This window comes from Bacillus sp. 22475 (assembly GCF_052044835.1).
Taxonomy (GTDB): domain Bacteria; phylum Bacillota; class Bacilli; order Bacillales; family Bacillaceae_G; genus Bacillus_A; species Bacillus_A cereus.
The window spans coordinates 1-12,992 of record NZ_JBQENW010000032.1 but is presented as its reverse complement, the minus strand read 5'-3'; the positions used below and the strand labels follow the sequence as shown (position 1 = coordinate 12,992).

The following is a 12,992-nucleotide window of genomic DNA, read 5'->3' as shown; positions in this document are numbered from 1 at the left end:
TAAGCAACTTTTATTTGGTAGATACTATAATATGTTAAATATTTGGAGTTATTTCCTTTAAAAAGAGTAAAAGAAATCTTCTATAAATGGAGATCTTTTGCTCTTTTTATAATAAAAATAAAAAATTATTTGACGTTTTTTCGAAAAAATTTTTAAGACAAGGCTTTTAGGTTTATGAAAACCTTTATTCATGATAGCAAGATAATTTTGATAAGAAGTATATAGTAAGAATGATTTGGAGATACCGATGGGGATATAACTATTTTATTTAGGACGGTGCAATTAAAATGGATTTACAGAAAGGGAAATTATATTGGAACACGACTTTTTCTAATACACCTTCTTATCCTCGTTTGGACGAAGATATAAAATGTGACGTACTAATAATAGGAGCAGGAAGTTCGGGTGCTCAATCAGCATACTATTTGAGTGAATCAGATTTAAATATTGTTATCGTTGATAAAAGAAAGGTAGGACATGGAAGTAACCTTACAAATACAGCACTTATTCAATATTTAGGTGATAAGATGTTTTTTGAACTTGTAAATACATTTGGGGAAGAGTATGCAGTTAAGCATATGAAACTATGTGAACAAGCTATTAATGATATTGAATATGCTGATCAAAACTTGCCTTATTGCTCTGACTTTAAACGACGTGACAGCTTATATTATGCAAGTTATGAAGAGGATATAAAGAAATTAGAAAAGGAACTGTATTATTTACATAAGCATGATTTTAAAGCGGCTTGGTTATCAGAAAAACAAATTGGAAAGAGATATCCATTTAAAAAACGTGCAGCTATTTATACGTATAATGATGGTGAAATAAATCCTTATAAATTTACACATAGTTTATTAGAACAAGCCTCTAATAAAGGAGTTCACATTTATGAAGATACAGAGATTGTTGGCAAAAAGTTAGAGAAAGAATGTGCTATCTTTTATACAAAGGAGGGCAATTCTATTACTGCCAATAAAGTAATTGTGGCTGCAGGATATGAAGGATTGGAATTTAAAAAGGAAAAGAACGCTACACTGATTAGCTCATATGCAATTGTTACTAATCCTGTGGAAGATTTATCTTCTTGGTATAAACGCACTCTCATTTGGGAAACTGCGAGACCATATATTTATATGAGAACTACTGCAGATAATAGGATTATTATAGGTGGATTAGATGAAGATACAAACATTGCTCAAGAAAGAGATTCAAAATTAATCCATAAAAAAGAGAAATTAGTGAATGAATTTAATAAGCTCTTTCCCAATATAACAGTTGAACCTGAATTTTATTTAAGTGCTTTTTATGGTGGTACTCATGATGGTTTACCTATAATTGGAATGTATGAAGAGTTTCCAAATTGTCACTTTATCTATGCGTATGGAGATAATGGATTAGTTTATAGTATGGTACTTTCTAAAATTGTTCGAGATATAATTATTAACGGTTCAAGTCCAGATTTGAATTTATATTTACAAACTAGACCAAAACTAAATGAGTAAACTGCATGTATACAAAATCATAGTAGTAAGGAGCTTATTTAGGGTTCCATTATAAAAAAGCGCTATTTTAAATGTATTAGTTTCATGTGACTATTTGTTAAATCCATTCATTTTACTAAGTTCAGTTATTTGTATAATCCATTCTTTTTTTAGGTAGGGTAGAGTTGCTTGGATATGATGATATTCCCATTCTTCCTCAATGGTAGGGTAAAGATTAAATAAGTATTTTTCTTCATCATTTGTTACACTTGCTTTAGGATTGCCAGTAAGTTTAAAATAAATGTCGCACCATCCGCTATAGTTTGTTAACATGAATAAAAAATTAGGACATGTGAATTCGATGAGGTATATTTCTTTCTCTAATTGAATATCTGATAGTAATTCTCTTGCAGTCTCATAAGTAGGCTTCTTTTGGTAACCATTGCATGAATGCCATGCCCAAATGGGTAAATCTATAATAAATTCAATACCTTTCTGTTTCATGTGTCTTACAATGTATTTATATGCTGTGCAATCTTCTTTACTAACAAAAATAGGATCGGCTATAAGCTTACCTTCATTCAAAAGTGTATTTATGGCATTTTGGTTTTGAAAAGTCCATAGGATTGTTGAATCTATAGATGTATTTAAGTTTGATTGTTTATAAAATTGTTTTTTCATCTTTCTCTCCATTTTCTTTTTTATTTTATAAGAGTTTAAGATAAGTACAAAGTGCATTATATTTTTATCTTTATTAAGAGTTGGAAAAATCCATTAAAGATAGAAGAGTTTGTTTGCAATTACAAAAAATGATTCTTATAATCATTTAAAAATAACAGAAGTATTTGTTCTAATAAAGAATGAATTGTGCTTTAAGAATTAGAAAGGATAGCCATGCAAAATAAAATTATTGTTATGTTTCAAAAAGATTTTCGTTTATATGATAACCCAGCTCTATTTGAGGCTGTTCAGTCTGGTGAGGTTCTTCCTGTATATATACAAGATGAAACTTTTTCAATAGGAAGTGCGTCAAAGTGGTGGTTGCACCATGCTGTAATAGATGTAAAGAAGCAACTTGAGGCATTGGGCTCTACTTTAATAATTCGTAAAGGACGTACGGAGGAAGAAATACTTTCTCTCATAGAGCAATTAGATATAACGGCTGTATATTGGAATATTTGTTATGATCCGGACAGATTACAATCTAATCAAAAAATGAAAATGATGTTAGAGGATAAAGGTATTATCTGTAAAGAATTTAATTCGCATTTATTATTAGAACCGTGGGTTATTAAAAAGAAAGATAACACTGAATATAAGGTGTTTACGCCTTTTTACAATGCATTTCAAAAGCAGGTAATACCTAAACCTATTAGCAGAGTGCAGAGTATAAAGTGGGGAAACTCTTTACCAGCAAGCTTATCTGTTTCAGAATTACACTTGTTGCCGACTATACCGTGGACATCTCATATGGAAGTAATATGGGATCCGACAGAAGAAGGGGCATATAAAACATTCAAGAAATTTTTCTCTAGCAAATTAGTCTCTTATAGTGAAGGAAGAGATTTTCCAGATCAAAATGTCCATTCGATGTTGGCACCGTATCTTTCATTTGGTCAAATATCAGTAAAGCTAATGTTTCATTACTTAATAAATAAAAGTACCGAAAGACAATGTAGTCTTTTTGAAAAACAAGTTAATAGCTTTATACGTCAATTAATTTGGCGAGAGTTTTCTTATTATTTACTATATCATTATCCATTTACAGTATATAGACCTCTTAATAAGAGCTTTGAAAATTTCCCGTGGGATAAGGAAGAGGAGTTATTAAGAGTATGGCAAAAGGGGAAAACGGGTTATCCGTTTATTGATGCGGGAATGCGAGAACTATGGCAAACAGGTTTTATGCATAACCGGGCAAGAATGGCTGTAGCCTCTTTTCTTGTAAAGCATTTGTTAATTCCGTGGCAAAAAGGAGCAAAATGGTTTATGGATACACTACTAGATGCTGATATTGCAAATAATACAATGGGATGGCAATGGGTTGCTGGAAGCGGAGCAGATGCATCACCGTACTTTCGTATTTTTAACCCCATCACACAAGGAGAAAAGTTTGATAAAAATGGAGAGTATATAAGAAGATGGGTACCAGAATTAAGAGATATCCCAAACAAATATATACATAAACCTTGGGAAGCACCTGAGCGTATTTTACAAAAATCCAATATAAAACTTGGGGATACATATCCTTATCCGATTGTTGATCATAAGGCAGCACGAGAGAGAGCCCTTTGTGCATATAAAAGTATGAAAGAATTTGTATGAAATAGGTTAAACAATATGTATTTGGAATTTAAATATTAGGATTTTATCCATTACAAGGACATACTAATCATATAAAGTTTCTATAATCTTCTAGTAAAAAGGAGAATGTTTATGAAAAAATCTAGTATTATAGTATTTTTACTAACATATGGTTTGTTTTATGTTTCTAGTGTTTTATTCCCTATTGATCGTACTTGGTATGATGCGTTAGAAAAGCCGTCTTGGACACCTCCAGGTATGACAATCGGAATGATATGGGCTGTATTATTTGGACTTATTGCATTATCAGTTGCAATTATTTACAACAACTATGGATTCAAGCCAAAAACATTTTGGTTTTTATTCCTTTTAAATTATATATTCAATCAAGCGTTCAGCTACTTTCAATTTAGCCAAAAGAATTTGTTTTTAGCAACAGTAGATTGTTTACTAGTCGCTATTACTACGTTACTTCTCATTATGTTTTCTTCCAATTTATCTAAAGTATCGGCATGGTTGCTAATCCCATATTTTTTATGGGCTACATTTGCTACATATTTATCTTGGACAATTTATAGTATAAATTAAAGACGTAAATGAAAACTTGAGCACAATGAAAATGCTCGAGTTTTTATGTTTATTAATGGTAATCTAAAGTATAGAATATACACATCTTAGGGAGGGCATATATGTGAAGAAATGGATAAAAATTACTCTGTACTCTTTACTAGGTATTTTAATTATGGGAAGTGTTACTTTTTTAACGTGGTCTCAGTTTACTTACAAACCAACGAAAGAGGCTTTGTCTTTAGTAGATGATAAAAAAGATGAAAATTATATAGTTTTTGGAGAGAAAGATGCAAAAATAGGAGTTATTTTTTATCAAGGAGCTAAAGTAGAAGCGGAGGCTTATAGTTACTTAGGAGAAGCACTTGCAAAAGATGGGCATTTTGTAGTAATGCCTAAGTTACCATTAAACTTAGCGATATTTGGAATAAATGAGGTAGATAGTGTAATTGAACAGTATCCTGAAGTTCAAAAATGGTATGTTGCTGGGCATTCAATGGGTGGAGCTATGATTTCTAGGTATGCCTTTCAACATGAAGAAAAGGTAGACGGGATTATTTTCTTAGGTTCGTATCCTGCAGATGACTTCTCTACTAAGTCGATTCCAATGTTATCAATTTACGGGGAAGTAGATGCTTTAGCAACTGTAGAAAAAATAGAGAACAATAAAAAGTTTATGTCAAAAAATACAACTATGCACATGATAAAAGGGGGGAATCATGCTAATTTTGGCATGTACGGTGAGCAAAAAAGTGATAATGCGAGTTTAATTACGCCAAAAGCACAACGAGATGAAACAGTGAAAGTAATTGAAGAATGGTTATTGAAACAATGATAACGAATTTAATAAATCTACCGAAAGAATTCTCCCAGCGGTAGATGGAAGAGAGAATAAAGAGCCAACTCGTATGAATTGGCTCTTTTATTTATTTGCTATCTCCAATTGTCCCCTTATTTTCTCCGGAATATCCTCTTTAGAAATAATATCGTAAGAATACACATACTTTCCTTTTACATGAATTTTTAAGTAAGTTTTTCTTATAAAATCATTAGGCGTGTTCGTTCCAACATTATATTCTTTTTCATTGCTTAATTCATCAATAGCTTTTAGTGAGTACATAGCTTTTCCTTTTTGATGATAATCCGGAACACCATATCCTTTCGCAACGGCATATACATTTTTTTCTTCAGCAATCGGATTAAATCTGTCTAAATCCCCGCGTAATATGAAAGGTAGTAAGTATATAGGAAGGCCTATTCCTAATATGCAAATTACAAATTTTCTCATTATCGTTTCTCCTCTTGTTCATTTACATGCTTCAGTATAGAAAAAAATTCTTATGAATAAAGGGAGATTTTCTTAAGTTTTTCTTAAAAGAGTTTAAAGGTTATTTTAACCAAACATTATGTCACTAGAACATATAGAAGAGAAAAGAAAAACTATCATCAACATGTTAAACATGTATCTTTATAGGGTAGCGAGTATTGGGGAATTTACACAATTTAGATTCTGAAATTTTAAAATTAGTAGTTGTTAGGGAAGAGAGAGGGTTTAGAGTTTCAAATGTGTGTCAGTTACAATTGAAAAGTTACATCAACAACAAAAAGGAATACATGAGTAAAAAAGACAGCAAGAAATGTATCTAATGTCTTAAAAGTGTAATTGTAGGAACTATTAGGATATTTTTCCTTAATATATGCATACTAAACATACTATAAAAGGTACATAGAAAGTGAGGGAATCATGGCTAAATTTTTGAGGCGTTTAAAATATAGAGACAACCCTAAGTCATGTTCAATACGAGACAATACTCATTTTCAGGAAAAAAATATTGAAGACTCCCTCTTAGACGCTGATTTATCCAAAAACATAGCTCATATTCAGAATATATTTCGTCAAGCGCCTGATTTAGTAATTCGGCAGTTTCAAATAACAGTAGGTGGATTAGAAGCAGCCTTAGTATACTTATCTGGATTAACAGATAAAGAATTGATTCAAAATCATGTTCTCAGTCCTTTGATGAATATTGATTTTGATACTAATAGAGAACTTCCAATTCCGTTAGGACAAATTAAGATTATTAATACATTAAGTCAGATTGAAAATGCTATTTTTGGGGGAGATAGTGTTTTATTAATTCACAGTCGAACAACAGCACATCAATTGGATACAAAAGGGTGGCCACAAAGAAGTGTTGAGGACGCACATAACGAAATAGCTCTAAAAGGAGCACATCAAGCTTTCATAGAAACTGGAAGTCAAAATATCGCAATGATTCGAAGATATATTCCTCATCGTGAATTAGCGATAAAAGAAATAATAATTGGTGTACGGAGCAAAACCAAAATTTCTATTTTATATTTGAAAGATGTAGCTTCTGAAGATGTGCTGAAGGAATTAGAAACACGAATTCAAAATATTACAATCGACGCTGTTGCTAGTAATGGCGAACTTATAGAATTCATTGAAGATCACCCTTACTCACCGTTTCCGCAATTTATATTAACTGAAAGACCTGATTTGGCTGTATCTCACATTCTACAGGGTAGATTTGTAACTGTAATGGATCATTCACCTAATGTGTTAATTACTCCAACAAATTTTATTTCCTTTTTTCAAGGAGTCGATGACTACGGTACAAGGTGGTTAGTTGCTTCGTCTATTCGGTTGCTTCGTTTTGTCGCCTTTATGGTTGCTTTATTTCTGCCTGCGAGTTATGTTGCGTTTATTTCCTTTAATTTTGAAGTTATTCCTGTAGAGCTATATTTATCTATTGCTGAATCAAGAACGCGCGTACCCTTTTCCCCAGTTATGGAAGCGTTACTTATGGAAATAACATTGGAAACGATGAGAGAAGGGGCTTTACGGATACCTACTCCGATTGGTCAGACAGTTGGAATTGTAGGTGGTATTGTCATCGGCCAGGCGGCTGTTCAGGCGGGAATTGTAAGCAATATTATGATTATTGTTGTTGCTGTTACCGCCATCTCTTCTTTTGTTATCCCTAACTATGATATGGGAGCGGCAGTAAGACTTTTACGCTTTCCAATGATGCTAGCAGCTGCCTTATTTGGAATTGTAGGACTTGTTATCGGGTGGATGACTTTAATTGGGCATCTAAGTAGTCTTAAATCGCTAGGTACTTCTTACGGAACACCATTAGCACCCTTTCGTTTTGCAGATATGAAAGATGTTTTTGTACGCTTTCCTTTATGGACAATAAGAAGGCGTCCTAAGGGGAATGGAACCGATCAAACTATTCGACAAGGAAAGAATCGTAATAAAAGGTGAAATTATGAAAAAGTATGCCTATAATGAAATCACTCTTATGCAGTATATTATTTTAATTAATGGAGTGCAGGTGGGCACTGGCGTTTTATCGCTTCCACGTGTGCTTGCAGAAAAGGCTGGAACAGATGGATGGATAGCTATATTGATTGGTTGGATTTTCTCCACAATATCAGGTGTGTTTATAGTGAAAACAGCTGCAAGATATCCTGAGGATACGATTTATGATATTCTTATACGATTGTTTGGAAAAATAGTAGGGAAAGCATTCGTTGTTATTTACATGATGTACTTCGCTTTTTATTCTTGTATCGTTCTTATAAACGCTATGCTTTACCTTAAGGGATGGTTTCTCCCGAAAACGCCTGACTATATCGTTATCTTTTTGTTTTCGATTCCTACCTATTTTGTTGCACGTAACGGTCCTAGTATTTTAGGACGATACGCCGAACTTTTTTTTTATATGGCGCTTTGGATTCCGATATTTTTTTTAATCCCTCTTATAGGGAATGGAAGCTGGATGCCTTTCTTTCCGCTTTTAAAAGAAGGGTGGAAACCGATATTAACCGCTGTACCAAGCACTGTTTATGCTTATTTAGGGTTTGATATTGCTTTCTTTTTATATCCATTTTTACAAAAAAAACAGTATGCAGTCCATGGAATGGTTATAGCAAACACCTTAACGATGTTATTTTATTTATTTGCTACTATTGTTTGCTTTGCCTATTTTAGCCCTGATAGCATTACGCAATATAATCAACCGGTAATAAATTTACTGAAAGTAATTGAATTTCGTTTTTTAGAACGTTTTGACATGATTTTATTGGCTGTTTACTTAACCATTGTTTCCACATCATGGATCCCTGCCCTATACTGTTCTGTATTTTGTTCAAGCCAATTACTTGGAAAACAAGATCACAGCTCTCATGTAGTTGTTCTCTTATTGCTTATTATCGGATTCACATTTTGGACTCATCCTAGTTGGAATGAATCTGAAATTTGGCAACAGGTATTATCGAATACTGGATTAGGAGTAACATATATATTACCTATTATTTTATGGCTGTATTGCTGTCTATATGAGAAGTTTCGCCGGAGGAGAATACATTGAAAAGAAAAGTACTATGTTGTATTTTGTTATTGGTGTTCTTGATGACTGGATGCTTCGATCAAAGAAATGTTGAAGATGTTTCTCTTACTCTTATTCTTGGTATCGATTTAGATCCTAATGATAATTTATTAGTGTATATATCAAGCCCTGTTTTCAATAAAGAAGCAAAAATAAAAGAAGAAACTACTGGTGTGAAATCTGCTACGGTTCGAAAAGCAAGAGACCAATTTGATGCTACGGTTATGGCCCTTACCGCCGGAAGTAAAACACAGGTTATTTTAGTTGGAAAAAGGCTACTGAAACAAAAAAACTGGGAAATTTACCTTGATCCATTTTACCGTGATCCCAAAAATACTGTTACCGCAAGGGTTGTCGCTGTAGATGGACCTGTTTCAGACGTCATCTTCTATAGTCCAAAAGATAAACCAAGGCTTCCTATATATTTAACAAAACTAGTTGATACCGCTTTTTTAAGAAATATCACGGTGAAAACAACACTTCAAGAATTATATGAACAAAGAGCAGACAAAGGGCTAACAGCAAATATTACTGAACTGAAAAAAAAGAATAAAATATGGGTGACAGGTACAGCCTTATTGGATGAAAAAGGAAAGTATAAATTAACACTGAAACCTGATGAAAACAAACTCTTACGCATTTTGCAACAAGGGACTGCAGGGGAGTTACCATTTACAGTTCCAATTAAGCTAAATTCAGATAGTCAAGATAAAGATTTGATAAGTTTTACTGCCTATGGTATTAAAGTAAAGACAAAGGCAAGATATGATGATCATTTTATATTTAATGTAGATGTAAAGATGAGAATCGGTATTACAGAACGACTTTTTTCGTTTAACACTAGAAAGGATGCAGCCAAATTACAAAAGGCGATTGAAACTAAGCTAGAAGCTGATTTCAAGCAATTAATACAAAAAATACAAACCGCCAAAATTGATCCTATTGGGCTTGGAGGATATGCAAGAACATACACATATCCTAAATGGAAAAAAATACAAAATAATTGGGGTAACGAATTAGCAAAAGGCGATGTAAACGTCAAGGTTAAGATTAAAATTGCCGGAATGGGTACGATTAAGTAACATGAATTCAACTGTGATTCGTACTAAGATTGCAAGTACTGTCTGTTTTAGAAGGAGAAATGCCTTTAATAATGAAGTTAAAAGTAAAAAATGAAATTATGAAAGGTAAATTTCAAATAATGCTAATGTTTTATAAAAACATTGTATACGAAGGGATGTACCATTTATGATTGACGAGAAAACAATACAAATTGTGCAGTCAAAGGCTCCAGTATTAAAAGAACACAGTATAGAAAAGGAAATGATTCATTATGAATCATTTAGCCCATTTGCAATTTTAGGTGAGTAACTAATACCGGATAGGGTTATAGTCATAATAATGTAAGTAAATAGTTTTTTTGCGATACTTCAATAGTGAAGTATCGTTTTCTTTGTATAATTAAAGCCCAACTATGGATTCTGATGTAATGTTGAAAAAGGATCGCAAGTAATGATCGGTCTGTTCTAATACTAAGTAACTATGATGAAATTGAATCTAAAAAGTATTATGCTAATAAAATAGCGAAAAAATTTTGGAAAAGCAAAAAATAATAGAGCTTAGATTTGCAATAATAAATGTTTTTTTCATTAGATAATTACTTTACCAATAATCGGGATGTTTGCGGATACATTTATTTTTGGGATACATAATTATATTTAGAGAATACCCAGTTACAGTATTTGAATTTTTAATAAGAAGGGATGCGAAGGAATGAACTCACAGAGACAAGGCTATGCAGGCTGGTGGCAAGGCGGACACGGTGGTTGGCCGGGTGGACACGGTGGTTGGCAAGGCGGTTGGCAAGGTGGACACGGTGGTTGGCAAGGTGGACACGGTGGTTGGCCGGGCGGACACGGTGGTTGGCAAGGTGGACACGGTGGTTGGCAAGGTGGACACGGTGGTTGGCAAGGCGGACACGGTGGTTGGCAAGGCGGACATGGTGGCTGGCAAGGCGGACATGGTGGCTGGCAAGGTGGACATGGTGGTTGGCCGGGCGGACATGGTGGTTGGCAAGGCGGACATGGATATTAAAAAGATACTATAAAATCATTTTTTTATGCAAAGTTTGTATATTTAGTATCGTTGTATATTTTCATTTGTATAGTAAGGATATAGTGAAAACAGCAAAAAAATCCTGTGAAGTAAGGATTCTATCCATAAAATTAAAGCAGTGGAAATGTCAAAAGAACAAAAGACACCGCTTTTTATTATTCAAGGAGAACGAGACTATCAAGTTCAATCGAAAATCGAAATCCCTCTTTGGAAAGAACAATTAAAAGAACGAGATAACGTTGATTATCGACTATATCCAAAGTTAAATCCCTTATTTACAGAAGGTTATGGAGAAATAAGTAAACCGGATGAATATTATAATCCTGCTAATATCCCTGAGTATGTTATAAATGATATTGCTGCTTGGGTGCAAGGAAGAACGAAATAAAATTAGCAACCATATGTTTTAATAACGACTTTCTTTCTGTAATCAAAATAGAAACATCTTTATTAGGTTATATGTTTCTTAAAAGCACTCTTTGAAAAGGAGTGCTTTTTTCTTACGATTAGTCAACCTGTATTTTTAGGTTTTTACTGGAGTGAATATCAGAATAAACATATACTTATTATCATGCATAACAAAGACCCCTAATATATACTCGTTTTTTGCTAGGGGTGAGATATGATATGATGAATGAAACTATGATATTAGGCCGTTAACCGATAATCATAGTGTATATCATGTGTAATAAGGTGAAAGAGAAGTTTCAAGAACTTATTTACACATGCAATGGACGCAACTTTATGACATTTGTTATAGGGTTGCGTTTTTAATTTATCGTAATACTCAACAATGTGATTTTGTCCGTAACGTCGTTGTTTAATCATGTTCTGGATGATGAGAAAAAGGAGCTTCCGCAAATGTTTATTTCCACGTTTGTTAATTTTATCTTTATAAAAGGTTTTACCTGATTGAAAACGGCGTATATCAATACCTGCAAATGCATTGAGCTGCTTGTTATTGTTAAAACGAGTAATATCTCCTATTTCAGCCATCAAGCGTACTGCAGTATTCGGGCCAATCCCAGGAAGACTGAGAATGATACCGTATTCTGCACGTTGCTCGGCTATATATACCATCTTGTTAATACAGCATTCTTTTTGGTGAAGAAGCTCTTGATAGCGCTTTGCATATAATTTGAGTTGATCACAAAGAACATCGTTCTCAGAAACAGCCGGATAGGAAGTTTTCGCTATTTCAATTATCTGAATCGCTTTTTTCTCGGCTGTAATATTTGATATTTTTTTATTGGTGTTGGCACGAATACGATTTTTTATGATTGTTTTTGAAAGACCTAAAACACAATCTGGGTGGGGGAATAGTTGAACAAAATTTAAAAACAAATCAGATTTACTGGTAAACATTCTTTCCAATTCAGGAAAAGTTAATTGAATTACTTTGTGCATACGACCACGAATTATCGATAATTCACTGTCCAATTCGCTATACCATCTAGAAAGAGATTTTAGCTGATGGAATGAGTTGATAGTTCCATTAGATACCCTTCGGGTAACTGTGAAGTGAGTGAGAGCTAATCGATGTGCGTCGCTTCGGTCGGTCTTATGAATCCGTAAGGAATCACATTGTAGTTTGGCTTCTAATGGGTTTAATAAACAATACGTATACTGGTTATCTTGCATAAATCGTTCTAGCTGCCTGGAATAGATACCTGTTGATTCGAACACAATTTCAGGTAATTCACCAGTATTATCTGCAAGTTCATGAATTTTTTCTTGTAGCTTTTCGAATTCGGGTTTAGAATGCTTGATTTCACTTTCAAATACACATTGTTTTTGTGCATTATAAATTACCATGTAACTTTTACCCATACTGACGTCAAACGCAATTACGTGTTCCATAAAGTTCCTCCTTAGGTGAAATTGAAGTCTTCAACTTACACTTATCGATTCCCATTTCTTATACACGATCTCGAGGACCAACATACTAAAAACTGATTCAAATAAGGTAAGTGAAGAAGGTCAGTTTATTTTACGGATTCAAGATCCCAAAGCACCCACGACCCTTTCTTCACTTCTACTATATAAAAAATAGTAGTGCGAACCAATGCCTTGGTCTGCACTACTAATCTTAGTATGTTTATTT

The 12,992-nt window shown here is 33.4% G+C and carries 12 protein-coding genes and 1 pseudogene; 10 read left to right on the top strand and 3 right to left on the bottom strand.

The annotated features are described in order from the left end of the window. Window positions 1–287: 287 nt before the first annotated feature. Window positions 288–1,505 (top strand): NAD(P)/FAD-dependent oxidoreductase, encoded by a 1,218-nt coding sequence (locus ACTJJY_RS27705; protein WP_095690595.1) that lies wholly within the window; start codon window positions 288–290, stop codon window positions 1,503–1,505. 90 nt (window positions 1,506–1,595) lie between these two features. Here the strand turns inward: ACTJJY_RS27705 and ACTJJY_RS27700 are convergent, their stop codons facing one another. Continuing rightward, complete coding sequence (locus ACTJJY_RS27700; protein ID WP_065382363.1) at window positions 1,596–2,165, bottom strand: DUF3841 domain-containing protein; 570 nt, start codon at window positions 2,163–2,165, stop codon at window positions 1,596–1,598. Window positions 2,166–2,378: 213 nt separating this feature from the next. On the opposite strand from ACTJJY_RS27700, the gene ACTJJY_RS27695 reads away from it, so the two are divergent. From ACTJJY_RS27695 to ACTJJY_RS27685, 3 genes are all read left to right on the top strand, one after another. Beyond that, a complete protein-coding gene (locus tag ACTJJY_RS27695) occupies window positions 2,379–3,809 on the top strand; it encodes a cryptochrome/photolyase family protein (RefSeq protein ID WP_440607087.1) in 1,431 nt (476 codons plus the stop codon). A 111-nt stretch (window positions 3,810–3,920) separates the two neighbouring features. Beyond that, window positions 3,921–4,376 carry a TspO/MBR family protein gene (locus ACTJJY_RS27690; protein ID WP_000749744.1) on the top strand — a complete coding sequence of 152 codons (456 nt, stop codon included), beginning with the start codon at window positions 3,921–3,923 and terminating at the stop codon, window positions 4,374–4,376. A gap of 103 nt (window positions 4,377–4,479) precedes the next feature. Next, complete coding sequence (locus ACTJJY_RS27685; protein WP_095690597.1) at window positions 4,480–5,190, top strand: alpha/beta hydrolase; 711 nt, start codon at window positions 4,480–4,482, stop codon at window positions 5,188–5,190. An 87-nt stretch (window positions 5,191–5,277) separates the two neighbouring features. Here the strand turns inward: ACTJJY_RS27685 and ACTJJY_RS27680 are convergent, their stop codons facing one another. Further along, window positions 5,278–5,643, bottom strand: coding sequence for a YxeA family protein (locus ACTJJY_RS27680; RefSeq protein ID WP_095690598.1), 366 nt, complete (start codon window positions 5,641–5,643; stop codon window positions 5,278–5,280). A gap of 456 nt (window positions 5,644–6,099) precedes the next feature. On the opposite strand from ACTJJY_RS27680, the gene ACTJJY_RS27675 reads away from it, so the two are divergent. From ACTJJY_RS27675 to ACTJJY_RS27650, 6 genes and pseudogenes are all read left to right on the top strand, one after another. Continuing rightward, complete coding sequence (locus ACTJJY_RS27675; protein WP_053564049.1) at window positions 6,100–7,647, top strand: spore germination protein; 1,548 nt, start codon at window positions 6,100–6,102, stop codon at window positions 7,645–7,647. Window positions 7,648–7,651: 4 nt separating this feature from the next. Beyond that, entirely contained in the window at window positions 7,652–8,755 is a 1,104-nt protein-coding gene (locus ACTJJY_RS27670; protein WP_440607094.1) for a GerAB/ArcD/ProY family transporter, read from the top strand. Further along, window positions 8,752–9,855, top strand: a complete 1,104-nt coding sequence (locus tag ACTJJY_RS27665; protein WP_078401738.1) for a Ger(x)C family spore germination protein — start codon at window positions 8,752–8,754, stop codon at window positions 9,853–9,855. The genes ACTJJY_RS27670 and ACTJJY_RS27665 overlap by 4 nt, the downstream gene beginning before the upstream one ends. A 166-nt stretch (window positions 9,856–10,021) precedes the next feature. Next, window positions 10,022–10,144, top strand: coding sequence for a flavoprotein (locus tag ACTJJY_RS27660; RefSeq protein WP_095690599.1), 123 nt, complete (start codon window positions 10,022–10,024; stop codon window positions 10,142–10,144). Window positions 10,145–10,546: 402 nt separating this feature from the next. Beyond that, on the top strand, window positions 10,547–10,867 hold the full coding sequence (locus ACTJJY_RS27655) for a hypothetical protein (RefSeq protein ID WP_089171378.1): 321 nt from the start codon (window positions 10,547–10,549) through the stop codon (window positions 10,865–10,867). Between the two features lie 115 nt (window positions 10,868–10,982). Next, a pseudogene (locus tag ACTJJY_RS27650) lies at window positions 10,983–11,276 on the top strand (alpha/beta hydrolase); the annotation flags it as partial. A 260-nt stretch (window positions 11,277–11,536) separates the two neighbouring features. Here the strand turns inward: ACTJJY_RS27650 and ACTJJY_RS27645 are convergent. Continuing rightward, the gene (locus ACTJJY_RS27645) at window positions 11,537–12,748 is read right to left on the bottom strand and encodes an IS110 family transposase (RefSeq protein ID WP_440605350.1); all 1,212 of its coding nucleotides are present in this window, start codon (window positions 12,746–12,748) and stop codon (window positions 11,537–11,539) included. Between the last annotated feature and the right edge of the window lie 244 nt (window positions 12,749–12,992).